A 26,968-nucleotide genomic window follows, 5' to 3' on the forward strand; every position below is an offset into this window, starting at 1 on the left:
GATGTAGGGATGCAGTCTTTCATTACGGAGCAGCGTAATCAACTATCGGTTCATGTGATGCCAACTCGCCAATATGTAAGCCGCTATATCCATCTTAGTATCGTTAACGAACAGGGGAGAATTCCTCCAGCCGTGTTTATGGTCATTGTTCGTCTGCTGTTCAACCCAAGACGGGGTTCGCTGGATAAAAGACAGTTGCACCAGCGTCTATGGACCTGCTATACAGACGGGCTTGGATGCGACTTTGAATACAAGGGAGATGCCCAGCTTGCATCTATCCGTTTACGTACTCCTGGAAGTGTACTGCCCTGGTCGGAGACGCGAACAAAGGATGCACTGGAGCTGCTTGCAGAGCTATTGCTTGGACCTGTCTCCAATGATGGCTTTGATTTTGATGAGGTGCAGGTACAGGAAGAGACCAGATGGGCAGAGCATCATGCCGGTTACGATGTTTCCGAATGGGACAAGGTGGTGCGGGGGCGTTGTCTGGAATGGCTGGGATATGCAGAACAGGGCAGGGATGGCGAGCTTGAGAAGCTTCGGGATTGCGTACGTGATGGTGAACTCCCGGAGTGGTATAGGGAGATGCTTCGTTGTCCGATCCATATTCATATTATCGGTGATGTCGAGTCTGATCCCATGACAGCCCATGTTTTGGCGACGTTTCGGACATTGGATGAAATGGAGGGAGCAGCTGATGATAAGCAGACCTCATCCTTACCACGTGACCCTCGGACTGCTGCACGGAGGGAAGAAGGTGAGCTGATGATGGAACTGATGGATGTTCAGCAATGCAAAATTAATGTGGCCTTTGCGACCGGGGTGGATTACGGTGCCTCCAACTATCCCGCCTTGTTTCTTTTTCATTCGCTGTTTGGCGCCACGCCTGCCTCAAGGCTCCAGTATGGGCTCCGTGAACAAAAGCAATGGGTATACCAGATCTACAGCACACTGGATGATTATCGCGGCACACTTCATGTGACAACGGGAACAAGCAGCGGATATGCAACAGAGGTTCTCGAAGCGATAGATGCGGAGTGGTTGAAATTATGCAACGGAGACATCCAGGAACGGGAGCTGCACAGAGCCATTCAGAATGTCATGCATTATGTGCAAGTGGGCTACGATCTGCCTGAGCAGGTTGTCGACCTCCATATCGATCGGCTGCTCAATCAGGTTTCAATGACTACTCCGCAATTTCTGGATGCCATAGCGAGTGTGACATCAGAGCAAGTGGCAGAAGTGGCCTCTGGAATGAAAAAAGAAGTGACTTGGATTTTGTATCCCGAGAGTGAATATTCGGCATAACTGTAGGAGGAGAATCATGAATCTTGCTGTGAATACCGCGCCCATCCAGCGGTGCTTGTCCAATGGCCTCTGCGTCAGCATCTTTCCCGAGCCCCATTTCCACCATACCTTTGTTTCGTGGTCAGTGTCTTATGGATCGATTCATGATGCGGTACTGCCCGGGAGGGCACATTTCCTTGAGCATATGATGTTCTACAACCCGGATAAGCAACCTGTAAAGTCAATGCTGCATGCTCTTGGCGCCTCGACATCTGCACTGACACGTTATGATGTAACGACATACCAGATGGCCTGCACGGGGCAGTTGAAGCAAAGTATGGAGCTGTTTACCCGGATGCTGGCAACGCCGTATTTTACGCTGATAGATATTGAAAAGGAACGAGCCGCCATTCATCAGGAACTGTCCATGTTTGCAGATCAACCATCCTGGCGATCCTTGCAGCTGCTGACTCAGATGATGTACGGCAGTGATCACCCCATTACATTGGACGTTGCGGGTACGCCGGACAGCCTGTATCGAATTACAATGGATGAGCTAAATGATGCATACAATGACCATTATGCCACAGGTAAAATGGCCGTTGCCGTGGCAGGTCCGGTTGAACCGGAGGCTATTATCGAGATGCTGGAACGATTCCCGATGATGGCACATCAGACAACTTCCCGGCAGGGTGTGGTTCCATTGGGCCGAATTTGGGAGGAGTCCAGTGAACGTTATATGGAACTTGAATACGGGTTGCCCCTGCCGCTTGTGAGGTTCGGGTTCCGGGCTGAGGAGGGGATGCAGCTGAAGGATCAAATGGCTTGCATCATTGGCATTGAAGCGCTTCTGGGTGAAACTTCCGATTTCCATGCAGAGTGCTTCGAGTCGGGCCTGCTTGGCAAAGGTGCCGCCTGGGACCATTATTATCGCCAGGAATTTGCGTTTTCGAACGCTTACGTTTATTCGGCAGATCCGGCTTCATTATATACCCGTATTGAGCAGCAGTGTGATCAGATTCAGGAGGGCGCCATGTCCCTGCACAATCTGGAGGTTGCACGAATGAAATGGCTAAGTGACTATTATGCGGATATGGATTCGCTAAAACAGCGATGCATGAACGTTTCGGAGCACGCTGTGATGGGTTTGGACTATATGCAGATCGGCGTGTATGTATCCGGACTGACAGAAGATGAAATCTTACACGGTTTGAGAAAAATGGCAACGCCTGCTCATCTGCGGATGGTCGTTTTACGCTAACAGAGGGGGGCAAGTCCATGCCAAATGTCGTGAAAACGGAGGTCCAACTCTGGAAGCAAGCGCTGCCCACAAGCGAGAATCAGCTGCAGTCAGCGTTGGCGTTGGCCCAAGATACACTTACTCCAGAAGAACAGCAGCGTATGCGGAAAATCGAGAAAGTCTCCCTGCTTGGGGCGCATAGCTGGATGACTTCAAGGCTTTTCCTCCGAAATGTGCTGGCACAGTATATGCAGCAACAAGCAAGGGATATCCAAATTGAATATGGACCCTCTGGGAAGCCGTATATCCACGGCGGGCCTCAATTTAGCCTGTCTCATACGAAGGGTCTGTGTGTGCTGGCTGTTAAACCCAGTAATACAGAGCTTGGAGTAGACGTTGAGTGGATGCGTCCGTTGCTGCGTCAGCAAGCCATTATTCACCGATTTCTGACTTTGGAAGAGCAAGGTTATGTTCTGGATAGCGCGAGTAAGGGAGAAGAGCATTTCCTCCTGTTATGGGAGATGATCACTCGCAAGGAGGCTTGGATCAAAGCGTGTGGTCAGGCACTGTGTGGACAATGGAGGGCGCTAAATACCGTGGATGAACGTTTCACTAAGCTGGATCTGGTTGAACACGAAGGACGCTTTTATATGCTTTGCAAACTGGATAACTTAGGATCGGGATATAATGCCACTCTATGTACTGAAGGGAGAACAGAGCCTTCCATCCGATGGATGTCTTTGATTTGAATTTGGACAGGAAATAGCTTACATATCTCTTGTGCAAACAATGGATGTACATATAATATGGACAAGTAAACCCTTAATTTACCACTGTTCAACGGACTACCATGTTGGAGGAGGAATGTCATGATTCAGTTTCCCAAACCGGATGTAGAGCAATATTTCCAGACGTATCGGATATCCCATTTTGCCGTATCGGCCGACGAGAAGCGCATGTATTTTGACAGTAATCTGAATGGTCAGCCTAATATCTGGGCGATGGATTTGCCAGGTGGATATCCGTATCCCTTGACGTATTTAAATCAGAGCAGCCAGTTTATTAAAGCAGACCCACAAGGACGCCATATTCTCACGGCGTTTGATCGGGATGGAGATGAGAATTACCATCTATATGCACTCCAACAGGAAGGTGGCGTTCCGTTTCCTGTTGTTCCGGGAGAGCCGAATGATCGATGTTATTATGCCCACTTATCCGAGGATGGACAGCGTTTATATTATATGACCAGTAGGGACAACCCCAACTATCTCAATTCACGCCGGATTAATCTGGAAACGGGGGAGGATGAGCTTCTGCATCAGGGGGAAGAGGTTACAAGCAATCTGGTTGCTGTGAGTTCGGATGAACAAGCCTACGTAATCCTGGATGTATACTCTAATACCTATCAGAAAGCATATGTGTACCGGAACGGTGAGTCAGAATCCATTATTCCGGTCTCCGAGCGGCAGAGTCAGGTCCCGTATGTCCTATTTGTAGACAATAATCGGCTTCTGATGATTACCAATGATGACGAAGCGTATTCCTATGTAGCTGAATACCGGATGGATACCCGAGAATTCCGCTCATTGTGCAGAATTGAAGGCGAAGACGTAGAGGCAATTCGTTGGCACAAAGCTTCAGAGACGTTATATTTCTGGACGTTTACAGGACCAGAGAATCGGATGTACGCGCTGGATAAAGGCTCCGAGCAGCCTCGTCGTGTGGATATACCGCTGGATACGGTTGATCAAGTGACGGTTACCGAGGCTGGCAACGTGTATATTCTGGGGCGTGGAGCCGTCCAGCCGCATAACATCTATCGGTTGATGGCAGGTAGTGACTCCTGGGAACCATTGACAGCCAATCGGGTAACGGGGCTTGATCCGAGTGATCTCGTCTACCCGGATGTTATTCGATATAACTCCTACGACGGACTGGAGATCGAAGCGCTTTTTTTCACGGCGAAGCCGGAACAGGCTAATGGCTACACCGTATTTTGGCCGCATGGCGGGCCACAGGCATCAGAAGCGAAGTTTTTCCGACCGATGTTCCAATTATTGCTGGCACAGGGCTATCATATTTTTGCCCCGAACTTCCGGGGAAGCACGGGATATGGAGCTGAATTTGTCAAAATGGTTGAGAGGGATTGGGGCGAGGGTCCCCGCCTGGATTGTGTTGTCGGTATAAACTGGCTGTTTGACGAGGGTATTTCGTCTCCAGAGCGCTTGTTTGTGGTGGGCGGAAGTTACGGTGGATACATGACCCTGCTGCTGGCAGGACGTCATTCGGAGTTATTCCGCGCTGCGGTCGATATTTTTGGGCCGAGCAACCTGTTCACATTTCTGGAATCCGTGCCGGAGGATTGGAAGCCGATGATGGACAACTGGCTGGGTGATCCTGTCCGGGACCGCGAGCGCTTAACGAAGGATTCACCGATTACGTATCTGGACCAGATGGTGAACCCGATGCTGGTCATTCAAGGGGCCAATGATCCAAGGGTTGTGAAGGCGGAATCAGATCAGATCGTGGCCGCGCTGCAGGAGAAAGGGGTAGACGTGGAATACGTTGTTCTGGATGATGAGGGTCACGGTTTCTCCAGAAAAACGAATGAGATTCTCGTTTACCGACGGATGCTGGAGTTTCTACAGAAACATCAGGAAGCTCCGGTTCCGCAATCCTAATACAGATCAGCGTCTACCGTTAGCTCCAACTTCATTGTGAATTAATGTATAAGAAAAACCGTCAGAATGAGAAGTTCTCATCGCCTGACGGTTTTTTTGGCGAGTGGTTTGATTAGGCTAATCCAGCAGAGCAACAACCGAATCCAGATATTGTTCCGCCCACTGCGCAAATGGCATATCTGAATTCCAGGTCACTCGGTCTGTTGCTTTAGCTTCGCCCCACAACAAAATACGTTGATACAGCAGATGTATTCTGAGGCGTGTAGCGAAGTGCTGGCATCGCTCTGCGTCTGTTGCACATACAAGCTCCCGGTAACCGGACAGGAAACGCTTAGCGAGTTCTGGGGAACCCTCGTTTACATACCTGGCTGTCATTTTGGTGAGATCGGCTGTACCGTCTCCAAAATAGGAAGTAGTAAAATCAAAGAGGCCACTAATTTCCCATTCCGAAGCAAGGCTATTCTTCTTCTGGATTACAAAGTTTTCGACCTTAAAGTCCCCCATCACAAACCCGGCAACCGCAAAGGCGTGAAACGCAGATTCAGCCTGTCTTAATTGCTCGTCCACCCACTGTAGATCTTCATCCGTAATCACAGAATACTTCGCAGCATCCTGTAGCCAGTGACGGATGGTTCCGTAGAGCCAGTCTTGGTACGTTCCGGCAAAGGGGACAATCCTTCCAACTACTGGGTCGTATTCACCAGCGTCGGGTACTTTCCAGCGGTGTAATTCTGCCAAGGCGTGGGCGAGCATGGTGGCGATATTCTCCTGCTCCTCCTGGGACAGTAAAGCTTTTAAGGACGGATCATGTAGGTGCCTTCCGGGTAATCGGGGCATAATGGCATAGCTCCAGCCCAACGTGTCAGTTTCTTCATCTAGCAGGTATGGATCAGGCACAGGAATGTTGGTGTGAGTCGTCAGCTGTTCTATGAAAAATTGTTCCTCCTGGAGCTGTCCTGGATATAGGGGGTTACCTTTCAGAATATACTCCCCAAGGGAGGAACGAACGAGCAGCGTCTGGCCCATCATGCCTTCTTCTGTCCGCTTATAATCGATCAGCGTTCCCAGATTAAAATGGTGCAGTGCATCTTGTAATGAAGCAGAGGAAATCTCTCCAAGTGTGTTGGAGCCAAAGTAAATACGGGTTGTCATAAAGCTCCCTCCTAGTGTTTAATCCTCAACTTCTTCGTCAGACAGTTCAATCGTATCCTCATCAACCAGACCGCGTATAAATGCTTCAAAATGAGGTGCAAGATATGTAATCTCATAATCGTCTTCCTGATCCACATGAACGACAGCAGGCTCGCCCTCCGGGCCGCAGAATCGATAGTCCAGCATCACCACATCATGCCCGGCGGAAGGGCAATCACAGATGACAATCCCGAGATCGGGATATCCCCATTCTTCGATCATGAAACGACTTCCAAATTCCCCAGCCAGCGTATTGGATTTGTCCCGACCAATTCCAAGGATTCCGGTAATGGCGATATGATCTTCAGCCCATGAAGTTGCTGCTTTGGTTGGAAAAGCGGTGCGTGCAGGAATGCCCCCGTTTTGGGTATTCATTAGCTGAATATAGGAAGCGGGGAGCTTGTACCCCAGCTCTTGTTCAATGGAGATAATTAAATCTTCGTCGAATGGCGGAGATACATAGCTTTCCAGCGCATATTCACTTTGCTCCCAAAATGTTGCAGGTACATATGTACCCGATGCCGCCCTTAGATGATTCAGTGTACCACTCTGTTCCAAAGCCAGTCGTCTCTCTTCATGATGCTGACGGTCCCGCTGCATCTTTTCTGCTTTTGGGCGTACCCATCCAAGGAATTCGATGGTCGATTCATCATGGGGCGAGAGCTCGTTCGCCATCTCAAAAGCTTGCAGCGCCTGTTCATACTTGGCCATATGATAATAGGCGTAACCCAGGCGGTAGTGCCGGAGCGGATCACCTGCTCCCTGCCCGTTGACGAATAGTAACTGTTGGACAGCTTCACGGTAACGTCCTTCATTGTTATACGCTCTGGAAAGTTGTCCAATTAACTCATAATCCCGCTCCGATTCAGGGATTTGTTGAATACGTTCAATAATGGGACGGAACTGGTCCTGTTCATGCCACTTGTTTAGTTGTTCCAGCAGTTCTCTTTCCATCGCTATGCCTCATTTCAATAGGGGAATGTGAACCTAACCTATTTCCATTATATCTTACAAGCTTGCAGGATGAATGGGTATAGTATCCTATCCAGCTGTATAGAAAAAAACACTCCCCTATGCTGAAAGCCATCAAGACAGTTCAACAAGGGGAGTGTTGTGTATTTGTTTTATGTTGCGTTCAATTCATCAATTCACTTACAGATCGTCAAATCCGTTATCGTCGCCAACTTTACCATAGTTACGGGATTTAGCTTCGAAGAAGTCTGTTTTGGTTGCATTCAGTGCTTCATCGGAGAATGGTTTGATCCAAGGCATGCAGTTCACATCCACGCCTTCGTATGCTTTTTCCATACCCATCAGGCGCAAACGTTTGTTAGCGATGTACTTGATGTAGTCTTCCAACTCGTTCAGGTCAATGCCGCGTACGTTGCTGAGTGTGTAGTGTGCCCAGTTGGTTTCAAGCTCAACAGCGCGATGGATTGTTTTGTATACATAGTCCATGTTCTCAGGCGTGTTCAGTTCAGGGAAGTCTACCAGCAGCTGTTTGTACACTTCAGCGAAGAAGTAACAGTGTTGGTTTTCATCACGCTGGATATAAGAGATCATCTGGCTGGTTGCCATCATCTTCTGGTCACGGGCCAGGTTGTAGAAGAAGGCAAATGTACTATAGAAGAAGATACCTTCAAGTACCAGATCGGCTACCATGGCTTGGAAGAATGTCTGTGGAGACGGATTATCCCGGAACGTTTGGTAGATGTCGGCGATGAACCGGTTACGATCAAGCAGCACCGGATCATGCTTCCAGTATTCAAAGATTTCCTTTTGCTCCCGATCGGATACGATGGAAGAAAGGACGTAGGAGTACGATTGGTTGTGTACCACTTCCTGTTGTCCAATAATTGCCGAGATCGCTTCCAGCGAGGAATCAGTGAAATAACGTTTCACGTCACCGACAAACATCGTTTGCATGGAGTCCAGTACAGCGAGAAGGGAGATGTTGACTTTGAATGTACGCTGTTCTTCCGGGTCCAATTGGGCAAATTGGGAAGCGTCCTTGGACATCGGGATTTCATCCGCGATCCAGTGGTTGAGCAGCAATACTTTGTACAGCTTGTACATATGAGGCATGCGAATATCGTTCCAGTTCAGAATGCCTGAGCATTCACCTTCAATGATACGGGTAGACTGGTTAGGCGCTTCGGTATTGAAAATTTTCTGCAATTGCATAATCCGTTCACTCCTTGAATGAATTTACACTGTAATATTATTTCAACTTATATATTAGTGGCTGTAATGTGGCATCTATATCAACATCTCATGATGTTGTGATCATGTTTTGGGCAAAAAAGTACCAGGGCAACGCCATTTTGCAATCAAAACAGGGATGCCCTGGTGGTCATCTTGGATCTAGTGAATCTTCTTCTTCACTGATAAAACTTAGCTTGCACAAGAATCGCATTCTTCAATAGTCAAAGCACGGCTGCGGACATAATAGGTTGATTTCAGGCCGGCCTTCCAGGCATGCAGGTGAAGCTCCAGGAACTCAGTTGCTTTAATATCCGGACGTACATAAAGGTTGAAGCTTTGAGCCTGATCGACGTGGCGCTGACGGGCAGCAGCCATATTGATGGAAGCATGTTGGTCCACCATGAACGCCGTTTTATAGTACCAGATCGTTTTTTCAGACAGGTCAGGTGCCGGGTTGGCAATCTTGTATGTCGTTTTTTCTTCATAGGATAACAGTTCGTATAGTGGATCAATGCTGGCTGTTGAGCCGGCGATGATGGACGTTGAACCATTCGGTGCAATGGCGAACAACCAGGCGTTCCGTACACCGTTTTGCTGTACTTCCGTTTGCAGTTCTTTCCATTGATCGGTTGTAACGAATTTGCCTACGCGCTCACCTGTGGTGTACTCCCGTTGATCAAAGTATTTACCTGTTTGCCAATCGGAACCTTGGAATTTCGGATAATGACCTTTTTCCTTGGACAGCTCCATGCTGGCTTTAACGAGCAGGTAGTTAATTTTTTCATACAGGTTATCGTTATACGTGACTGCTTCTTCCGATTCCCAACGAATGCCTTCAAGAGCAAGCAGGTGATGGAGTCCGAATGTTCCCAGACCAACCGCACGGTACTGACTGTTGGTATATTGGGCTTGCAGCACTTCAATATTGTTAATGTCGATAACGTTGTCCAGCATACGAACCTGAATCGGTACCAGACGCTCCAATACATCATGCGGCACAGCACGTGCCAAGTGAATGGAGTTCAGGTTGCAGACCACGAAATCGCCCGGCACTTTGGAAATCACGATGCGGGTTTGTCCATCTTTCGTTACGAGTTCTTCCTTTTCAACTACAGTTGCAGATTGGTTCTGCATGATTTCGGTACAAAGGTTGGATGAGTATACCATGCCATGTGCGCTGTTCGGGTTCGCACGGTTGACGGTATCCCGGTAGAACATGTAAGGCGTACCCGTTTCCAGTTGGGATTTCATGACACGTTTCATGATGTCAATCGCCTGAACCGTAATCCGGGACAGCAGCGGGTGGTTGACCGCCTCCTCATATTTCTCACGGAATGCGCCTTCGCCTACGGACTCATCATAGAAATCTTCCAGGCCGAGTGGACGACCGTTCTCGTCTTTCCAGCCCATCACTTTTTTCGTTTCATGCGGGCAGAACAGGCTCCATTCACCGCGGCTGGCTACTCGCTCCATGAACAGGTCTGGCAGGCAAATGCCGTGGAACACGTCATGCGCACGCATCCGTTCGTCACCGTTGTTCAGCTTCAGATCGAGGAAGGCCAGAATGTCTTTGTGGAAGACGTCCAGATAAACAGCGATCGCACCTTTACGTGTTCCGAGCTGGTCTACGCTGACCGCAGTGTTGTTCAGTTGGCGAATCCAAGGGATAACACCGGAACTTGTATTTTTGTGCCCCCGGATGTCCGAACCGCGAGCTCTGACTTTACCAAGATAAACGCCGATGCCGCCGCCCATTTTGCTCAGACGCGCTACATCCGTGTTGGAATCAAAGATTCCTTCAAGGGAATCGTCTACCGTATCAATGAAGCAGCTGGAGAGTTGTCCAGCCACTTTCTTGCCCGCATTGGACATTGTAGGTGTAGCTGCTGTCATATACATGTTGCTCATGGCCCAGTACGCTTCTTTAACGAGATCCATACGTTTCTCAGCAGGCTCCTGATGCATCAGGTACATGGCGATAACCATGTAACGCTCTTGTGGCAACTCCATTACTTTTCCGTCAAAATCGTGAGCGAGGTAACGTTCTGCCAGTGTGAGCAAGCCGATATAGTCAAACAACAGATCATTACGGTAGTCGATGCATTCAGCAAGTTCGTCGATCTGCTCCTTGGTGTAACATTCCAGCAATTCTTCACGGTAGATACCTTTCTTCACGAGATCTACGAGAAGAGGGTGGAACGCGCCGTATGGCTCTTCCGGATATGACTTGTATCTGCGGTTTGTGGCCGCTTTTTTGTAAAGGGATGTCAGCAGGGAGCGCGCCGCTGCAAATTTCCAGTTAGGCTCTTCCTTTGTTACCAGTTCCAGTGCACTCATCATAAAAGCGTTGCTGATCTCGTCTCCGGTAACTTCGTCACGACGGAGCTTGCTGTTTACCCCGCGTACCAGACGTTCCTTGTCCAGCATGTCCAGTCCTTCCAGAATACGATCCGCATATACCGAGATGCGCATTTCATCAAAGGCAAGCTGGCGGTTGTTCGGCTTGGTCACAACTTGTGGCATGAATATTCCTCGCTTTCACATGTTTAAGAGATAAAATGGAGAAATTCTTTATATAAAGAATTGAGTGTCTTCTTACGTTGGGATATAGATATATACTGCATAATGCGGACTGAATGGTGGTGACAGGGTAGTGTGCAACAAATGACATAAAAGGGTTCTTATGTAAACTTTTGTCTATTGCAAAACGCGCCTGTATGATGAGGATACCGGGTGCAGTCCAAACAGCCCCGTTAACCTCAGTGTCAGCTCTGTTTCGAGAAAGCGATTTACACCTACAGGGACGTGCCTTTGAAGGTGATTTCATCCTTTTTTCACGAGATTTCAGAAGGTGACTCATAGAAGTGGGGTAATTCGAATTCACTACATTTTGTTACTGTTATCATACTGTAACCCAACATATAGTGTTTGTAAACAGGGTCAACACCGTGAAACGTAATTCCGAGTATACCATTTTAGCCAGGAATCCGCAAAGGAAAAGGACTGGAAGATTTGAAGATTGTTCAAAAAAATTTTTGGGTCAAATCAGATGACGTCTTCACGTCAGTTTGAATTGTTACGCATTCAGCTGGTAGAATAAAAATAGTCAAAAATCGACTAAAATGAGCGGCAACGGTGAATCACGGGGCCCAGAGGAGGCGGAGCGAAAGTGGCAATAGCAGAAGTGACTGTAATTCCAATTGGAACCGGGACGACCAGCTTGAGCAGTTATGTGGCGGATATGCAGAAAGTGTTGGAAAATCAGCGGGGCATTACATATCAGTTGACCTCCATGAGCACCATTATTGAAGGCCCGTTGAATGAGGTGTTCACCGCAATTGCGGCCTTGCATGAAGCTCCGTTTCTATCTGGAGCCCAGCGTGTCTCCACCTCTGTCAAGATAGACGACCGTCGTGACAAACCGGACGCTTCCAGTGTGCAGAAGTTGCAATCTGTTCAGGATCAACTGGCATCTCGTCAAGCTCGGCCCAATTAGCAGATACCTTTAGAATGTATATGGCATTCTGATGCAGGCTGTAAACCTAAAAAGCTTCGCAGGATTTCTCCTAGCGAAGCTTTTTAGGTTTACAGGATACTACTATAGAATTAAACCTGCTTTTTTAAGATCAGCTCTGTTTAGTACCAAGGATCCTTGTAGTTTTTTTATACGAACTGTATTTCCGGATGGGGCGGTTACAACTTTCTCCTCATCCTCTTTAAGACCATTGGCGTTGACGCTGAGGATTGTTTTTAAATTTTTAGAAATGTTATATACATCTGCTGAATCTCCCTTTAGATTAACCTGGTATCCATTTGATGCAGACAAATCAATCAATGTAATCCAATCTGCCTGGGATTGGCTTTTGGCAGAGAATTCAATAGAGCGAGTTGCACTTGCATAGTTTACCTCATAACCGAGGATTTTAGCAGCCTCGCGTAGTTGGAGATATGTATTACCTTTATAGAGCAATTGATCAGATGTTACTGACTTGGATTGGCCATTTACGATAACTTTAAAGTTCGCAAGCGTGGCTTGTACCTTTTTGGAGGTAGCTGCAACAGCCATGGAAGAAGACCCGATCAACATCCCGACGGATAAAGCAACAATTACCTTTTTCATTTTCACGTGCATCATCATCTCCTATGTAAGTATGCTATACCTAGGAATAATACCCTAATCAAGAAGGATTGACACGGGTGTAAATTATTATATTTTTACTCCTTATGAATCAATTGTTGGCTTTCATATATACATTCAAATGTCCAAATATATTCATGAATTTTATGAATGGGTTGTTTAATTGGTCCCAAAGATCTGTATTAATAAAATAGTGTTATGACAAGAGGACTATATCCTTTCATTTTTATGCTAATACCGCGGCTTGCCCAAAGTAAGGCCTGGAGGTCTGGTGGCTTTGCCTTGCCCGCATTCTGCTTAAAAAAGCCGCAATGGTGGAAAAACGCAAAAGGGACAAAGCAGGATAAACCGCTGCTTCGTCCCTTTTGAACGTATGGGTGTTATTTCTCTTCACCAATATGCTTTTAAGGGCATTTGAGACAGCCCCTTTAAGGAATATTGAGAAGGCTATTCTGCAGTCACCAGTGCTGCTCCAATGAGCGTAGCATTGGTATAACCACCTCCAACATTCTCAAATGAGAAGTTGGCGATCGGAGCACCGATTACGGTAGCGTAGTCTCCCTCAAGCAAATCGCCTGTGGAGGATGGATAGATGGCGAGTACATTGTTTCCGTTATCATCCATAATATGAACGATAGCAGCCGTGGAGCCATCAGAAGTATCTTCTTCAACCTCAATAACTTCACCGCTAATTTGTATAAAATGTTCATAGTAATTCGCAACATTTTTATTCAAATGTTTGGTTGTCACTTTGGTATCCACCAAACTTTTAAGCTTTTTGCGAACTTCAGCTGTATTGGCTGGGATTAAATCGTCGTGCGCTGTGAAAAAGTCATAAGAAACTTGTTCCATGATCGCTGTATCATTAGTCAAGATCGGGGTTAATTCTTTGAAATAGTCAGCAGCAGTTACTACTGTCTCCTGGTTTATAGAAGCTGTATTCGCTTTAGTCTGTTCAATAGGAGAGGAAATAACCAATGAATTCAAAATTTCATTGACTTGCTCTTTTCCTTTTTGTTCATAATAGTTCTTGGAGTAGGTTAATGTCAGACTATAAAGCTCAGCATTGGATGGAATCAGGTATTGAATCATGACAACCTCTCCTCCAGATGGATGGTTATATGTTCCTTCCAGAACACCGGCATTGTAATCTTTGAAAGGTTTTGTGGTGTAACTGGTCTTCTTATACTCTGGAACACCAATGCTTTGCCCATTTTGTTCATAGTAGTCCACGGTTGCATTGGCTATTGCTTCGGGGTTAGTTTCACCACTCGGATTAGCATCAATAAGAAAATTAACGTTATCGGCAAATTGGGTTGCTTCCTGGTTAGAAAAAGCAGCTTTGAGTGCTGGCACGTTCAATTGGCTTGTATCTACGCTTTTCCAGTGATCCGGATATGAAAATGAGAAACCTTCTCCACTATATGTAGTGTATTTAGTAGCTTTAGCCTCGGCAGAGCCCGTTTCGGTTGTACTTGCTTTCTCTGAAGTTTGTGTGTCTGCTGTTTTTGTTGTTTCTGAATTACCGCAAGCACTAAGCAATGCTGTTAATGCCAAAATCGTAATAAGCTTTTTCATGATATCTAATTGCTCCTAGTGTGTTCCCCATAGGATGGGATTTTTTTCTCAAGGTCATCGTGTAGGGTCAATGATTCAGATCTGAACTGCTCATGATAAAGTTGAAAAAATGCCTGGTTTCGTTTTTGAGTTGATCAGGCGCATTAAAAAATTCCCTCAGAAAGACTCCGTGTAAGGGATGATCCAGGTAAAAGACATTTGCTCATTTAAATTCTGAATTGGATTTGAGGTTAGACCGATAAGATAATCGGCACTCGTCCCCAGAACGGTCACCAAACGACATAAAGCATCTGGATCAGGTTTCCTATGATTGGTTTCATACCGGGACAATTGAACTATTGTAAGGTTCGTTTTTTCAGACAATTCCTTCTGAGAAAAACCCTTCAGTTCCCTTAAATGTTTAATTCGTTCACCTAGAGTAGGCATAGACACTCCTTTCTACTTGAATAGTAAAATAATATCATCCGTACATAAATGAGAATATATAATTACCGAAAAGGTAATGAATGTGCTGAAAAAACATTAATCCAATAACATAAAATATACCATTACGGTAATGTTTAAGGATGTAAATAAACAACACCTTGATAGAAAACTATGATTTTAATAAGTAAATGCGTACTCCTAAAGAACCATGGATCGTTATATGTGTAATATTGAAGCTATTCCTGAACGGCTGTACAGATATTCTAATTCATTACATACACCCCCTTTGTTTATTTTAACGTTCACATGCGTGCTGAACTCCTGCAATACTGCACTTCTATGCTAGCAGGACGCCAACAAAATGAAAGTTAAAGTTTCACTGCTGTAGGGAAGATTTCCTTTAAAGGACAGCCGCCCAATTTTAACTGGAGCCCGGTCTCACGAGGGACTTTTGCATATAGTGAACTGTACCTCAAAATAAAGGAGGGTTTTACATGAGTGGAGTTGTTGGAGGAGTAGGTGGATACGGCGGCGCTTGGACATCGACTGGTGCCATTTTGGTTCTGTTCATTCTTCTTGTTATCATCACTAAATCTTTCTGGGTATAATGTGTGGAACTCCGCCGGTTTACCGGTGGGGTTTTTTTTATAAGTTAAGGACAAGCCCATATGAATAGTGAAAACGCCTATTTTGTCAAAGCAGGGCCATAGCCCGGTCCAGAGGTAGGCATAATACATAGCTTAGGGGTGTAGGCAAATGTTAAGGAGGAATGAACAATGAGCGAAGTTAAACCGAATTCACCGAACGGACAGGGATACGTGTATGGACATATGGGAGGGTATGAGCATATGCAAGGATATCAATACACAGGTCATGAAATGTATGGGTACGGATATGGTTGTACAATGCCGATGGGATATGGCTACGGATACGCGAATCATGCTCCAATGCTGCATGGTTACCAGCAGGGCTGTGGAACTTCCTATGGACATGGTGGAGGAAGCTGGGGGTCGATGGGTACGATTCTCGTCCTTTTCATCCTGTTGGTCATTATCTCCAAAACGATGTTTCTCTAGTTCTTGCCATAGCAACTGGTTCAGGGAGTTGATCCATACAACTCCGATGAAAGGCGCCGAGATTGTATCGGCGCCTTTTGGCGGTCTGGCGTTGCCGAAACTTAACACGGTTGCAATCCCGTGGTTTCTGTAAACAGACATGGAAAAACACCCGGAACCCAATTCCGGGTGCTTTGTGTATGTTTTCAATCTTCTCAAGAATAAGTGACATCCAAAACAACAAAAGCCCTACCTCTCTTTTGTCCTTGCGGCTCCGATGACCGCGCCAGTGTGAATGGGAACATCTTGTGAAACTCTGTACTACCGGGTTATTGTGATTCAGGTTCTTCAATCTTCATAGGTTAATGTGCTTGTTCGCTGCGGTCGCAGCATGAAGAAAATATTCCGGGGTTAAAAGAAGACAGAAAATCATATGAGGTTGTTTAAAAACCAACTCTTATACTATACCACAGGCTGTAATTTTTTGCAATTAAAAGGAAGGGTGAAGCTTTTTTTTGAAAACAATTGCGAAAATATTTCAAATTTTATCTTCCATAAGGTAATCCTCTTCAATTGATTCTGCGTAGGTTATAATAAGAGGGATGACACGGAAAGGGGCCTTCGCATGGCTGAATCAATGGAGGACAGCAGGTTGATGCGGCAGATAGCGGAACGTGATGTCTCCGCTCTGGAGCTTTTATATGACCGCTATGAGCGGGCGGTGTATTCTTTTGCCTACCGGATCGTTGGTGATCCGATGACTGCAGAAGAGACTGTCCAAGAATTATTCTTGCGGGTCTGGAACAATGCTGAACGGTATGAGGCCTCACAGGGGAAGCTGACCACATGGATGTTTGCCATTACGCGCAACATTGCAGTGGACATGCTGAGGCGGAAATCCAAAGGTGCAGCTACGACCTCAGTGGAGAACGAAACACTGGCGGCTTATGCCGATGAACATACAAATACAGAAGAAGAAATAGAACGCAAATGGGAAGGTGTCCGAATCAAAGAGGCCCTGTCCCAGTTAAACATTGACCAGCAACAGGTCATTGAATCGATCTATTATGCAGGCTTAACGCAACAGGAGGTATCCAGCAGATTCGGGATTCCGCTGGGTACGGTAAAGAGCCGTGTCAGGCTTGCCATGCGGCAGCTTCAGAAGCTGCTCGCCGATGCTGAATTGCATCCGGACGCGGGAAGGGAGGGCATACATCCATGATAGAACGACATGAGGAATGGTCTGATCTGGCGCCGGTGTATGTGCTGGGAGGACTCGAAGCGGAGGAAGTGGCAGCGTTTGAAGCGCATTTGGCCCATTGTGATTCTTGCCGCCAGGAGGTGAGGGAATTGCAGGAAGTCACTGGCTTCCTGCCACTCGCGGCGGAACCTGTTGCACCGCCGCCTAGCATGCGAGCACGTGTGCTGGGCAACGTGCTTGGCCACGCGCAGCAGAGCGCCGAGGCGAAGCCGGCAGCTCCTGCGAAGCCTGAAGCACCCGCGGTGCTTCAGGAGGATCTTGCGCCGCAGCAGGAAGCGGCGCAACCCGGGCAAGGCCTGCCGCCGGAGACGGCGGTGCCTGCAGCCCGGGTGGAAGAGGCTGCACAGGCACAGCCGTGGCAGCCTCAAGGGCGCGCGCGTGCACGCAGCAGCCGCGCCTGGCGCGTAGCGAGCGCAGCCCTTGCGGCAGCGGCGCTCGTGCTTGGCATCTACGCCGGGCAGCTGCAAGGCCAGATCAATTCGCTGAAGCAGCAAGCTGCGGGCTCATTGGCTGCGCAAGAGCAGCTTGCTCAGGCGCAGGCACAGAATGAGCAGCTGCAAGAGCGGCTTGCTTCAGCAATGCAGCCTGCACAGGGGATGCAGACAGGTGAAGCCGTCAGGCTCAATCCTGCCACGCAGGACATCGTGGCCCAAGGTTTGGCTACCATCGTCATTGACAGCAAGGGGACGCACCTTGTTGTACAGGCAGAGAACTTGCCCACGCTGGAGGGGAATGAGGCGTTCCAAGTTTGGCTGATCAAGGGGGATACTCCTCAGAATGCAGGGACATTCCTTAGTCGTGACGGTACGGGAGCAGTGTATTACACACTTGACTCTGCCAACGACTACGATACGGTTGCCATCACGCTTGAACCGGATGCAATGGGTAAGGAGCCTCGCGGCACGATGATTCTGGCTGCCAAGATCAAAGGATAATAAAATGACTGACCATATCAGACTGTTCCCTGCAGGGAGCAGTCTTTTTATCGTGCTGTATGAGTATAGATAGGAGTGGAAAAGTACAATTCCAACAATTTAGCAGGGGTGGGTTTCCAGTTCTTCTATTGGCTGATTCAATTAATTTTTTTAGTCCAAATAACCGATAACAAATAGGAGGCAATACTCTTAATCTCTCCACTGTCATCAATGGGGAGAACTGGTTGCACCAAGAGAGTGAGGGGTTGGGTTGGAAGTATACCGTTCATTTATCTTACGTCTGTTGCGCAATTATCTGATCGGTTCAATAGCGGCTGTTTTTGTGGTTGGTTCCGTGGTTATGGTATCTACCCTACAACTACCAAACATTCAATTTATACGACTTATTATCATTGTGCTGATTTCACTCTTGTTCATGCTTGTCGCTGAACTGATTACCCTATGGGTGCAACTTGGGCCCATTCGGCAATTTTTTGCATCAGAGCATCATGAGAAGGCTGATCTGACCAAGATGTATGAGAGCATCCACCGTTTTCCTGGACAAACGATTTATCGTATTTTGGGTCCGCATATGCTTGGCTTTTCCCTGCCGGCTGCCGGACTGACGATATGGATGATTTCTACCGGTGGACTGGAATTTCCGTACGGATACGTCGCAGTTGCAGCTGCGTGTGCGTTATTGATCGCCGTTATGCATGCCATGATTGAGTATTTCCTGACCGTTCGGACGGTGAGACCATTGCTGCTGGAAGTTCGTCGCAGAGGCAAAGAGCAGCATGGCATGGAGCCATCGCTTGGTGGACGTGTTCTGGTTTCCATTCAGCGTAAATTTCAGCTGAGTACGGCACTGATTGGTTTATTTCCATTACTTCTGTTCTTTCTGGCTACATTTATCCGTCTTCAGTATATGGATAGCGAGTTTGCGAAAGAGTATATTCTGTGGGCAGTTCTAATCATTGTGCTGGGCGGGGGATTTGCTCTTGCGGGAAGCTGTCTGCTGATTCGGGATGTTCGCGGTCCGGTTGCGGAGCTGACTGAGGAGATGACCCGAATTCAAGAGGGAGATCTTGGCAGAAGGACCCCTGATCTGTACGCGGATGAATTTTCTGCACTGATCTCCGGATTCAATATGATGATTAACCGGCTTGAAATGCGACAGGAACGCAACCGGCAGTTGCTGCAGAGTTATTTTTCGACCCTGGCGGCTGCACTGGATGCACGGGATAAATATACGGCTGGTCATTCTATGCGAGTGGCAGAATATTCTATCCTGATTGGGAAGTTGAGCGGAATGAATGAAGAGCAAGCTGATCTGTTATACAAATCAGCGCTGCTGCATGATATTGGGAAAATCGGCATACCCGATGAAGTACTTCTGAAGGATGGAAAACTAAGCGATGATGAATTCGCCATTATTCGCACGCATCCCGTGCTGGGGGAGAGTATTCTGCTACAGATTGAGCCGATCGATGCAATGGCAGACTTTCTGCCGGGTGTAAGATCTCACCACGAAAGATATGATGGCAAAGGATATCCGGATGGCATGGCTGGTGAGGAGATTCCGCTGTTTGGCCGTATCATTGCCGTAGCCGATGCATTTGATGCGATGACGTCTGACCGTCCATATCGGAATGGGATGAGCCATGAGAAAGCGTTATCTATTTTGGAAGAAGGAAAAGGGACCCAGTGGGATCCCTATTTTGCCGGTTTGTTTATTGACGAGTGGAGAAGGCAGCAACAACAGCATGTTCAGGAGCCAGCCGAGCGAGGGGTCAGCTGATCCCCTCTGTCCACTTCGATTCTTTTCTGCGCCGACGGTGAAGAGCAAGTCCGGATATGATTGTGAAAATGCATTCGCCAAGAACAACTGCGCCCAGAGCGTCATAGATGACGTGTTGTTTGATCATTAAGGTGGACAGTATAATCAGGGCTGCACCCGCAGCAATAAACCATTTGACCTGTTTTCGAATGTTCTGAACGGATAGAACTGCACGCATAACCAGATAAGAATGAAGAGCATGAATGCTGGGGAAACAATTATATGGACGATCCTGGCTGTATAGCCATCCAAGAACAGAAGCGCCGAGACCTGTACTTGTTAACTCGGGACGGGGCACCATAGTCTGAAAATTAAAATAGATCAGATAACAGATCCAGACACAGATATTCATGGATAACAGGACACGGTAATAAGTGAGCCGATCCTTCGCACATAGATAAGCCAGCACTCCAAAAACAAATGGATACCAGGCTAGATATGGAATGGACATGGCAGGTACATAAGGAATTATCCGGTCGATCGGGGAGTCAAGTATAGAGAATCCGCGCTCCGGACTATTCAGAATATCATAGAACATTCCCATGACAGCCAGGGAAAGCATTAAGCTTAATGACAGCCAATAGGATTTGCTTTTTAACAAGTGCACAACACTGTTTCTCCTTTCATCCATGTTCTCAAGGAACAGGACCACAGTAATTAAAATTTAAACAACAATATATTCTACTACGTTCTGCGCACAAATTGAATCCTGATTTGTGTATTTTTGTGCATTTTTTGATGGCGTGGGAATGCCGAAGGTTGAAAGGGCATGATATGATAGAGGCACATACGGACTAAGGTTTTCAGTCATTGAATACACGACAACAGGAGTGAGTGAATGCAATTTTCAAAAATGTTCGTATTGAATATGGGGATGCTTATTACCATTGCTTACCTCGCCAGTGTGTTCTATAAATATGTCGTAATACGTGCTTCATCACGTGTAAAACAGATCAGTTCGTTGTTTGTACTTATATTTGCCGGCTGGATCAGCACGGTATTTGGGTTTCAACTTAATGATGAAGTGGTCTTCGATCTTCGTTTTGTTCCTTTAATTGTTGCGGTTTTGACGTATAGACAACCCTATAGCGCTATTATCGTAGGGGTTGGCATTGGACTGACCAGGTTAACTTTCGGTATCAATGAGGCTACGTTGGCTGCACTGATTAATATGTCGATTCTGGGCGTGGTGTGTGCCGGGTTGAATATATGGATGAGGCGCAGTGACTACAGGCTAATTGTTAAATGTGTCCTCGTTACTGTGATCGTAAATGTGATCAATAGTTTGAACATCGCTGCTTTCGGTGTTATCCCGGCTGCATACTTTTTCTCACATATTATGCCGTATACCCTTCCAGCAGGTATTGTACTCAGCCTTATTTTTGCTTTTATTTTGCGTGATTTTCAGAATGAACAGAATCGGATTTTGCTCATCCAGAGCACAAACCGTCTATTATCTGTACAAAAGGAAGAATTGCAGAAAGCGAAAATAGTCCTGGAAGATCGCGCCAAACAATTGATGATCGCTTCGCAGTACAAATCGGAATTTCTGGCGAATATGTCACACGAGCTGCGAACACCGCTGAACAGCGTGATTAACTTTGCCCAGATGATCAGTGAGAACAGCGATACAATGGAACAGGAGGATATCAGCCGTTTTGCAATGATGATTGAACAATCTGGTCAGGAATTGCTTGCATTAATCAACGACATTCTCGATCTGTCCAAAGTGGAAGCAGGCAGACTGGATATCGTCTTGGAGGACATCAGTGTGGCACAACTCACGGAAGATGCCATGAACCCTTCCAACTGGTTGCCGAGAAAAAGGGAATCCAGCTGCATCTGGTCAAGAAACCAGGGTTGCCAGAGACCCTCTGGTCTGATCCCCAGCGGGTTCAGCAAATTTTGCGCAATCTCATGTCCAATGCCATCAAGTTTACACATCAGGGGAAGGTCACACTGACCGTGAGTACCAAGCAGATCAAGAAGTCAGGTATTCAGAGTCAATGGATTGTTTTTTCGGTGCAAGATACCGGGATTGGGATTTCTAAGGATAAACATCAATCCATCTTTGAGGCATTTCAACAAGCGGACGGGTCTATTAGCCGAAAATTTGGGGGAACAGGTCTTGGCCTGTCCATTAGTCGGGATTTGGCCAGATTGCTGGACGGATCGATTGAACTTGAAAGCACTGAGGGCAAGGGAAGCACCTTCTATCTCTATCTGCCGTTGAACCGTGAAAAAATGAGTTGACAACCCTCACGCTGTGAGTAGAATTTGGGGTGACAACTAGCATCGACCGGCACTTGAAACCCGGTCTAAGGAGTGTATCCCCATACAGAAGACGGTCAACGTTAACCCTCCCCCGTTTGCAGGCAAACCACGGCGCAAGGGTTCAACACAACGCATGAATTTATCCATTGCAACATGGGAGGGTGTACCGGCAATTATTTTGCAGACGTTGCTGGGAGGCCCATTTTTAACCGGATTTCTGTTGTACCTCGGGGCCGGGTCAAGACATATTGGCTTCGTGCTCGCCATCACGACATTTGTGAATATCGCCCAGATTGGAGCAGCTTACTGGATGCAGCGTATTCGCAGCCGCAAACGGATGCTAATAGTATTTGTAGGAATGCATCGCATTCTGTGGAGTTCGACGGGGCTAATCCCGTTCCTTTTTCCCAAGGAGTGGTGGGTAGTCATATACATCGGTGTGTATACGGTTGCATTCATAGCCAATACAATTGGCGGTATGATCTGGACTTCGTTGATTGGAGACATTGTTCCTGCCAAGGTCAGAGGACGATATTTCGGAATTCGGAACACCATTCTGAATGCGCTTGGAAGCGTATGCTTATTCGTAGGTGGCATCGTTCTGGACCGTTTCCCCGGGGAGACGGGGTTCTTGATCCTGTTCATTCCTGTGTGGATCTGTGCCATCGCCAATACGGTGATTTATTTCTTTTATCCGGATGTGCCGTTTGAGCGTTCAACTGAAAAGGTTTTCTGGAAGATGTTCAAAAAGCCGTTTCAGGATTCTTCCTTTCTGAAGGCAGCACTGTTCCTCGCTGCCTGGTTACTGATCCAGACGTTGATCGTTCCGCTATTTTCCTATGTGATGCTCGACCTGCTTAACATTAATTATCAGACGGTGTCCATAATCACCGTGGTGCAGACGCTCGTCATGATGGCCGGATTCTATATCTGGGGCAATCTGAACGCGAGATTCAGCAACAAAACCTTATTATTTTGGACATTACCGATCATTGCACTCTCCTGTTTGTCATGGGGATTGATGTCGTTTATGCCTGTTTTGATAGCACTCTTTTTATCTCATATTTTTCTCGGTATTGGTGTGGGCGGGTTCAACCAGCTTGCCTTCAACTTTACAATCGGAGATACACCAAAAAGCGAAAGACCAATGTTTGTCGCCGTTTATTCAGCTCTGACCGGAGTGACTTCGTTTCTTGGGCCGCTGATAGGCGGCTGGTTGTATGAGAGAATGGAAGCTTGGCCGGATGCGTTGAACTGGGTTTCTGCCTATGGGTTCCAAGTGGGTGTCGGTGCAGCCATGCTGATTCTCACTTTTACGCTGGGCCGCCGTGTACTTCTGAAATAAAGATCCAGATTGGCGATTGGAGGGATGTAATTGGAGAGTCTTGAGCGGAAAGCGATAGTGATTGGAGCTACAGGGCTTGTTGGTGGCTTATTGGTGCGGAGTCTGCTCCAGCATCCGGGGTATCATCGAATTCGAGTGCTGGTCAGAAGACCGCTGGAATGGGAACATCCCAGGCTGGAGCAGTATGTGGTGGACTGGGGACAATTGGAGAGCCGCGCAGATTTGTTTGATGATGTGGATGACTTGTATTGCTGTCTGGGGACAACGATTAAAAAAGCAGGCAGTCAGGAAAATTTCCGCCAAGTGGACCTTCACTACCCCGTAAGAGCCGCCGCACTTGCCAAGGAGCAGGGAGTAACCCAAATGCTTGTCATTTCCTCCATGGGAGCGGCTTCCGGTTCCCGATTGTTCTATAGTCGAACCAAGGGAGAGATGGAGGAGGCATTGTCGGCTATCGGTTTTCGTTCTTTGCATATATTCCGTCCGTCCTTAATCCTTGGAGATCGCAAAGAAAAACGATTGGGAGAGCAGTTGGCTGCGCATGTCATGACATTTCTGGATCGCTGGATGAAAGGCAGAGTGGATAAATACAGGGCAATCCAGGCATCTGTCTTAGCTAGGGCCATGATTAACATTGCCATTGTTCGAGCGAAGGGAAATCATGTGTATTCCAATGACGTCATCCATGTGCTGGGATTGGATGAGTCCTGAGAGGGATCGTGGTATAATAGGCAGTATAAATAAATTCGGGGCCTGCTCCCTAGAGAGACAGGACGGCGAATAAGAAGGAGAGAACTCGTTCATGAAAAAACCAATCTCCACCGATCAGGCGCCAGGCGCTATTGGTCCATATAGCCAAGCCGTTGATGCAGGTGATTTCATCTACACTTCCGGTCAACTGGGTTTGGACCCGCATACGGGAGAATTCGGAGCAAATGTACAGGAGCAGACTCGTTTGTCCCTGAGCAATGTAAAAGCAATTCTGGAAGCAGCAGGTACGAGTATGGATAAAGTCGTGAAAACGACTGTATTCCTGAAAGACATGAACGATTTTGTTCCGGTAAATGAAGTGTACAGCACGTTCTTCGAACAGCCTTATCCGGCACGCAGTGCGGTTGAAGTCGCTCGTCTGCCGAAGGATGCACTTGTGGAGATCGAGGTCATTGCTCTGAAATAGAGCTGACGGGTATTTGCCAAGCAGAATCAGCATTTTACGTGTTGGGATTTATGCAACATGCTCGGATACATAAAAAGCCGATTTCAGTCGTATGACTGAAATCGGCTTTTTAAATTATTCATGAGAGAAGGCTTGACTCAATCCCGATCCTGATTACGGGCGAAGAACAGCCATACCGCATAAATGGCCAATGTGATCGCAATGATAATTGCCGTATAATATACGGAAGTGACGTCTTTTTGTTTGAGAGCGATGGCAATATATGCCCATGTGAAAACAAGTGGATACGCGCTATCCCGGTAAGGGAAGCTCACGAGTACAGCCAGCATCAGACCTACAATTAACATAATGATGGTCCAGGTAGGTTCACTGAGCCCGAAGCCATCCCAGCCGACTTTATATAATAATACAGCCGTATTGATAATGGTTGCCACGCTAACCCACCCAAGATATATGCTGAACGGCAGCTTCACGAGCCAGACTTCGGCAGTCGTGGGGAGGGTGATTGCACGCGTTTTTACATACAACATGATCAGGGACAGCAGTAACAGAACGATGACGACTAATGCGAGTCCGATTTTGAGGTTTTGAAAAGCAAAAATCCACGCTACATTAAAGGCACAGCTTGCCAGAAACCAGTAACCGAGGCGGGTAATGGAGTCCCTTTTCCACGAAGAAGAAACGAATTGATAGATGACAAAACCAGCGAGCAGCAGATAGATCAGTCCCCATATGGAGAAAGCATAGCCTGCAGGTGTGAGCAATACAGGGTACATATCCGATACGTCCTTATTGGTCCTGCCTCCGATCGGCAGAGCGTTGGAAAGGTAGTTTACTACGATCACAGCGATAAATCCAATCGCGTTTAACCACTTGTACGGATTGTTACGTGACATGGTGTTTCCTCCTTGGTTTAACAAAAATGAATGAACCACGGGTCAGTCTACAATGAATATACCCCATTTTTTCGCATTCTAATAAGAAGCCGCAAAAAAATTCACAGGATCGTTGTCTTCTATCCTGCGGTTTGCCGCTCTTTTATTCGCTGTGCTACGTCTCAATGTACGCTAGCTAAAGCAGAAATATGTTCACTTTAAAGGAGGAAGAAGGTTGTTTACGAGAGAAACGATGGAGAAGCAACAAACGTGGTTTTATGTCGTTGCCCTGTTCGTGGGAGCGGGAATTGGGCTGGGCACCCCTGAATGGGGATCAGCGCTGCATTATACGGTTTCACCTGTGCTTGCCATTTTGTTATACAGCATGTTTACACAGATTCCTTTTTTACAGTTAAAAGAATCCTGGTCTAACCTGCGGTTTATTGGAGCTTTGCTGGTTGCAAATTTTATCGTTGTCCCTGTGATTGTGTGGTTGTTAACGTTGCTGTTTCCGCAGCCTCCTGCCGTACTCATAGGCGTGTATCTCGTACTGCTGACTCCCTGTATTGATTATGTTATTGTTTTTACACAGTTGGGTCGTGGCAATGAAAAGTTGATGCTTGCCGCAACACCCATCCTGTTTGTGATGCAGATGGTCCTATTGCCCGTTTATTTGTGGTTGTTGATAGGGAAGGAAGCGGCACAGGTCATGCAGGTGGGGCCTTTCGTGGAGGCTTTTCTGTTCCTGATCGTCATTCCGCTGCTGTTGGCAGTCCTTACTCAAGTCTTGACCCGAGGCAAAGCCGGAGGGGAACGGGTAATGAACGCGACAGCCTGGCTGCCTGTGCCCATGATGGCTTTGGCATTGATTGTCGTTGTCGCATCGCAGATCGGTAAGGTCTACCATGATTTTGCTATGATTGTGGATGTTCTGCCCATCTATATTATTTTTCTGATGGTTATGCCTTTCGGGTCACGAATCGTTGCTGCTTTGTTCCGTTTGGATGCAGGTGCAGGCAGGGCCCTTATTTTTAGTGCAGGCACCCGGAATTCACTCGTTGTACTGCCTCTGGCGCTTGCGCTGCCCCAAGAGTGGGCGACAATTGCCGCCGCTGTGATTGTAACCCAGACGATCGTGGAACTGGCGGGGGAGTTAATCTATATTCGAATTGTTCCTTCCGTCATACTGCGGGATCGCTGATCCCTTAGATTAGAAAATCGAAGATCAGGGTGTATGCATTAGAGAATGTCTTCAAACCTTAGGGAAGCCAAAGAGGACCTGAACGTGTTCGGAGCAGGAATTCGCAAGGCATCCTGAATGTATAAGCAAGCGATTAAAATGCCGTTAAAGCGGAGTTTCTCCCTTCCTCTGAAAAACTTCGCTCGCGGTTGGAGCAGAGCTTGGACCGAGCATGCAGCGAGCGCCTTACGCTAACGAATCGGAGGCGTCTTATTCAAGGATTTGAAGTGACCGCAGAAAT

At 47.2% G+C, this 26,968-nt stretch carries 24 protein-coding genes; 15 read left to right on the forward strand and 9 right to left on the reverse strand.

The window, feature by feature from the left end; translation table 11 throughout:
• Positions 1-9: 9 nt before the first annotated feature.
• From ACFTRD_RS25230 to ACFTRD_RS25245, 4 genes are all read left to right on the forward strand, one after another.
• Entirely contained in the window at positions 10-1,308 is a 1,299-nt protein-coding gene (locus ACFTRD_RS25230; protein WP_379384831.1) for a M16 family metallopeptidase, read from the forward strand.
• Positions 1,309-1,324: 16 nt separating this feature from the next.
• Complete coding sequence (locus ACFTRD_RS25235; RefSeq protein WP_379384833.1) at positions 1,325-2,548, forward strand: M16 family metallopeptidase; 1,224 nt, start codon at positions 1,325-1,327, stop codon at positions 2,546-2,548.
• 17 nt (positions 2,549-2,565) lie between these two features.
• Positions 2,566-3,276 carry a 4'-phosphopantetheinyl transferase family protein gene (locus tag ACFTRD_RS25240; RefSeq protein ID WP_379384835.1) on the forward strand — a complete coding sequence of 237 codons (711 nt, stop codon included), beginning with the start codon at positions 2,566-2,568 and terminating at the stop codon, positions 3,274-3,276.
• Between the two features lie 120 nt (positions 3,277-3,396).
• On the forward strand, positions 3,397-5,208 hold the full coding sequence (locus ACFTRD_RS25245; RefSeq protein WP_379384837.1) for a S9 family peptidase: 1,812 nt from the start codon (positions 3,397-3,399) through the stop codon (positions 5,206-5,208).
• 117 nt (positions 5,209-5,325) lie between these two features.
• On the opposite strand, the gene ACFTRD_RS25250 is transcribed toward ACFTRD_RS25245, so the two are convergent.
• From ACFTRD_RS25250 to ACFTRD_RS25265, 4 genes are all read right to left on the reverse strand, one after another.
• Positions 5,326-6,360 carry a phosphotransferase family protein gene (locus ACFTRD_RS25250; protein ID WP_379384839.1) on the reverse strand — a complete coding sequence of 345 codons (1,035 nt, stop codon included), beginning with the start codon at positions 6,358-6,360 and terminating at the stop codon, positions 5,326-5,328.
• Between the two features lie 18 nt (positions 6,361-6,378).
• On the reverse strand, positions 6,379-7,353 hold the full coding sequence (locus ACFTRD_RS25255; protein ID WP_379384841.1) for an SMI1/KNR4 family protein: 975 nt from the start codon (positions 7,351-7,353) through the stop codon (positions 6,379-6,381).
• A gap of 198 nt (positions 7,354-7,551) precedes the next feature.
• Positions 7,552-8,583 (reverse strand): ribonucleotide-diphosphate reductase subunit beta, encoded by a 1,032-nt coding sequence (locus tag ACFTRD_RS25260; RefSeq protein ID WP_062322688.1) that lies wholly within the window; start codon positions 8,581-8,583, stop codon positions 7,552-7,554.
• A gap of 210 nt (positions 8,584-8,793) precedes the next feature.
• Positions 8,794-11,127 carry a ribonucleoside-diphosphate reductase subunit alpha gene (locus tag ACFTRD_RS25265; RefSeq protein ID WP_192262823.1) on the reverse strand — a complete coding sequence of 778 codons (2,334 nt, stop codon included), beginning with the start codon at positions 11,125-11,127 and terminating at the stop codon, positions 8,794-8,796.
• A gap of 646 nt (positions 11,128-11,773) precedes the next feature.
• On the opposite strand from ACFTRD_RS25265, the gene ACFTRD_RS25270 reads away from it, so the two are divergent.
• The gene (locus tag ACFTRD_RS25270; protein WP_192262825.1) at positions 11,774-12,100 is read left to right on the forward strand and encodes an MTH1187 family thiamine-binding protein; all 327 of its coding nucleotides are present in this window, start codon (positions 11,774-11,776) and stop codon (positions 12,098-12,100) included.
• Between the two features lie 102 nt (positions 12,101-12,202).
• On the opposite strand, the gene ACFTRD_RS25275 is transcribed toward ACFTRD_RS25270, so the two are convergent.
• The 3 genes from ACFTRD_RS25275 to ACFTRD_RS25285 all read right to left on the reverse strand — a co-directional run bounded on the left by ACFTRD_RS25275 (position 12,203) and on the right by ACFTRD_RS25285 (position 14,746).
• On the reverse strand, positions 12,203-12,724 hold the full coding sequence (locus tag ACFTRD_RS25275) for a stalk domain-containing protein (RefSeq protein WP_379385240.1): 522 nt from the start codon (positions 12,722-12,724) through the stop codon (positions 12,203-12,205).
• A gap of 465 nt (positions 12,725-13,189) precedes the next feature.
• Complete coding sequence (locus ACFTRD_RS25280; protein WP_379384844.1) at positions 13,190-14,320, reverse strand: PsbP-related protein; 1,131 nt, start codon at positions 14,318-14,320, stop codon at positions 13,190-13,192.
• A 156-nt stretch (positions 14,321-14,476) separates the two neighbouring features.
• A complete protein-coding gene (locus ACFTRD_RS25285) occupies positions 14,477-14,746 on the reverse strand; it encodes a helix-turn-helix domain-containing protein (RefSeq protein ID WP_379384846.1) in 270 nt (89 codons plus the stop codon).
• Between the two features lie 776 nt (positions 14,747-15,522).
• Here ACFTRD_RS25285 and ACFTRD_RS25290 point away from each other — a divergent pair.
• From ACFTRD_RS25290 to ACFTRD_RS25305, 4 genes are all read left to right on the forward strand, one after another.
• Positions 15,523-15,822 carry a hypothetical protein gene (locus ACFTRD_RS25290; RefSeq protein ID WP_379384848.1) on the forward strand — a complete coding sequence of 100 codons (300 nt, stop codon included), beginning with the start codon at positions 15,523-15,525 and terminating at the stop codon, positions 15,820-15,822.
• A 604-nt stretch (positions 15,823-16,426) separates the two neighbouring features.
• Positions 16,427-17,023 (forward strand): RNA polymerase sigma factor, encoded by a 597-nt coding sequence (locus ACFTRD_RS25295; RefSeq protein WP_379384850.1) that lies wholly within the window; start codon positions 16,427-16,429, stop codon positions 17,021-17,023.
• The gene (locus tag ACFTRD_RS25300; RefSeq protein WP_379384852.1) at positions 17,020-17,997 is read left to right on the forward strand and encodes an anti-sigma factor domain-containing protein; all 978 of its coding nucleotides are present in this window, start codon (positions 17,020-17,022) and stop codon (positions 17,995-17,997) included. The genes ACFTRD_RS25295 and ACFTRD_RS25300 overlap by 4 nt, the downstream gene beginning before the upstream one ends.
• 250 nt (positions 17,998-18,247) lie before the next feature.
• Positions 18,248-19,777, forward strand: a complete 1,530-nt coding sequence (locus tag ACFTRD_RS25305; RefSeq protein ID WP_379384854.1) for an HD domain-containing phosphohydrolase — start codon at positions 18,248-18,250, stop codon at positions 19,775-19,777.
• On the opposite strand, the gene ACFTRD_RS25310 is transcribed toward ACFTRD_RS25305, so the two are convergent.
• Positions 19,770-20,423, reverse strand: a complete 654-nt coding sequence (locus ACFTRD_RS25310) for a phosphatase PAP2 family protein (RefSeq protein ID WP_379384856.1) — start codon at positions 20,421-20,423, stop codon at positions 19,770-19,772. The genes ACFTRD_RS25305 and ACFTRD_RS25310 overlap by 8 nt on opposite strands.
• A 231-nt stretch (positions 20,424-20,654) precedes the next feature.
• Between ACFTRD_RS25310 and ACFTRD_RS25315 the strand changes: the two genes are divergently transcribed.
• The 5 genes from ACFTRD_RS25315 to ACFTRD_RS25335 all read left to right on the forward strand — a co-directional run bounded on the left by ACFTRD_RS25315 (position 20,655) and on the right by ACFTRD_RS25335 (position 24,612).
• Positions 20,655-21,779 (forward strand): sensor histidine kinase, encoded by a 1,125-nt coding sequence (locus ACFTRD_RS25315; RefSeq protein WP_379384858.1) that lies wholly within the window; start codon positions 20,655-20,657, stop codon positions 21,777-21,779.
• Positions 21,734-22,069 (forward strand): ATP-binding protein, encoded by a 336-nt coding sequence (locus tag ACFTRD_RS25320; protein ID WP_379385242.1) that lies wholly within the window; start codon positions 21,734-21,736, stop codon positions 22,067-22,069. The genes ACFTRD_RS25315 and ACFTRD_RS25320 overlap by 46 nt, the downstream gene beginning before the upstream one ends.
• Before the next feature lie 154 nt (positions 22,070-22,223).
• Complete coding sequence (locus ACFTRD_RS25325) at positions 22,224-23,435, forward strand: MFS transporter (RefSeq protein WP_379384860.1); 1,212 nt, start codon at positions 22,224-22,226, stop codon at positions 23,433-23,435.
• Between the two features lie 30 nt (positions 23,436-23,465).
• Positions 23,466-24,146, forward strand: coding sequence for an oxidoreductase (locus ACFTRD_RS25330; protein ID WP_379384862.1), 681 nt, complete (start codon positions 23,466-23,468; stop codon positions 24,144-24,146).
• A 91-nt stretch (positions 24,147-24,237) separates the two neighbouring features.
• A complete protein-coding gene (locus ACFTRD_RS25335) occupies positions 24,238-24,612 on the forward strand; it encodes a RidA family protein (RefSeq protein ID WP_062322713.1) in 375 nt (124 codons plus the stop codon).
• A 137-nt stretch (positions 24,613-24,749) separates the two neighbouring features.
• Here the strand turns inward: ACFTRD_RS25335 and ACFTRD_RS25340 are convergent, their stop codons facing one another.
• Entirely contained in the window at positions 24,750-25,508 is a 759-nt protein-coding gene (locus ACFTRD_RS25340) for a tryptophan-rich sensory protein (protein ID WP_379384864.1), read from the reverse strand.
• Between the two features lie 232 nt (positions 25,509-25,740).
• Between ACFTRD_RS25340 and ACFTRD_RS25345 the strand changes: the two genes are divergently transcribed.
• Positions 25,741-26,688 carry an arsenic resistance protein gene (locus tag ACFTRD_RS25345; protein ID WP_379385244.1) on the forward strand — a complete coding sequence of 316 codons (948 nt, stop codon included), beginning with the start codon at positions 25,741-25,743 and terminating at the stop codon, positions 26,686-26,688.
• Positions 26,689-26,968 lie beyond the last annotated feature (280 nt).

The sequence above is a fragment of the Paenibacillus sp. NPDC056933 genome (assembly GCF_042674385.1).
Taxonomy (GTDB): Bacteria; Bacillota; Bacilli; order Paenibacillales; family Paenibacillaceae; genus Paenibacillus.

Excerpts from the sequence above, each read along its gene's own strand:
- ACFTRD_RS25230 (WP_379384831.1), top strand. The coding sequence starts at position 10 with ATGCAGTCTTTCATTACGGAGCAGCGTAATCAACTATCGGTTCATGTG.
- ACFTRD_RS25235 (WP_379384833.1), top strand. The coding sequence starts at position 1,325 with ATGAATCTTGCTGTGAATACCGCGCCCATCCAGCGGTGCTTGTCCAAT.
- ACFTRD_RS25240 (WP_379384835.1), top strand. The coding sequence starts at position 2,566 with ATGCCAAATGTCGTGAAAACGGAGGTCCAACTCTGGAAGCAAGCGCTG.
- ACFTRD_RS25245 (WP_379384837.1), top strand. The coding sequence starts at position 3,397 with ATGATTCAGTTTCCCAAACCGGATGTAGAGCAATATTTCCAGACGTAT.
- ACFTRD_RS25250 (WP_379384839.1), bottom strand. The coding sequence starts at position 6,360 with ATGACAACCCGTATTTACTTTGGCTCCAACACACTTGGAGAGATTTCC.
- ACFTRD_RS25255 (WP_379384841.1), bottom strand. The coding sequence starts at position 7,353 with ATGGAAAGAGAACTGCTGGAACAACTAAACAAGTGGCATGAACAGGAC.
- ACFTRD_RS25260 (WP_062322688.1), bottom strand. The coding sequence starts at position 8,583 with ATGCAATTGCAGAAAATTTTCAATACCGAAGCGCCTAACCAGTCTACC.
- ACFTRD_RS25265 (WP_192262823.1), bottom strand. The coding sequence starts at position 11,127 with ATGCCACAAGTTGTGACCAAGCCGAACAACCGCCAGCTTGCCTTTGAT.
- ACFTRD_RS25275 (WP_379385240.1), bottom strand. The coding sequence starts at position 12,724 with ATGAAAAAGGTAATTGTTGCTTTATCCGTCGGGATGTTGATCGGGTCT.
- ACFTRD_RS25280 (WP_379384844.1), bottom strand. The coding sequence starts at position 14,320 with ATGAAAAAGCTTATTACGATTTTGGCATTAACAGCATTGCTTAGTGCT.
- ACFTRD_RS25285 (WP_379384846.1), bottom strand. The coding sequence starts at position 14,746 with ATGCCTACTCTAGGTGAACGAATTAAACATTTAAGGGAACTGAAGGGT.
- ACFTRD_RS25290 (WP_379384848.1), top strand. The coding sequence starts at position 15,523 with ATGAGCGAAGTTAAACCGAATTCACCGAACGGACAGGGATACGTGTAT.
- ACFTRD_RS25295 (WP_379384850.1), top strand. The coding sequence starts at position 16,427 with ATGGCTGAATCAATGGAGGACAGCAGGTTGATGCGGCAGATAGCGGAA.
- ACFTRD_RS25300 (WP_379384852.1), top strand. The coding sequence starts at position 17,020 with ATGATAGAACGACATGAGGAATGGTCTGATCTGGCGCCGGTGTATGTG.
- ACFTRD_RS25315 (WP_379384858.1), top strand. The coding sequence starts at position 20,655 with ATGCAATTTTCAAAAATGTTCGTATTGAATATGGGGATGCTTATTACC.
- ACFTRD_RS25320 (WP_379385242.1), top strand. The coding sequence starts at position 21,734 with ATGTCCAATGCCATCAAGTTTACACATCAGGGGAAGGTCACACTGACC.
- ACFTRD_RS25325 (WP_379384860.1), top strand. The coding sequence starts at position 22,224 with ATGAATTTATCCATTGCAACATGGGAGGGTGTACCGGCAATTATTTTG.
- ACFTRD_RS25335 (WP_062322713.1), top strand. The coding sequence starts at position 24,238 with ATGAAAAAACCAATCTCCACCGATCAGGCGCCAGGCGCTATTGGTCCA.
- ACFTRD_RS25340 (WP_379384864.1), bottom strand. The coding sequence starts at position 25,508 with ATGTCACGTAACAATCCGTACAAGTGGTTAAACGCGATTGGATTTATC.
- ACFTRD_RS25345 (WP_379385244.1), top strand. The coding sequence starts at position 25,741 with ATGGAGAAGCAACAAACGTGGTTTTATGTCGTTGCCCTGTTCGTGGGA.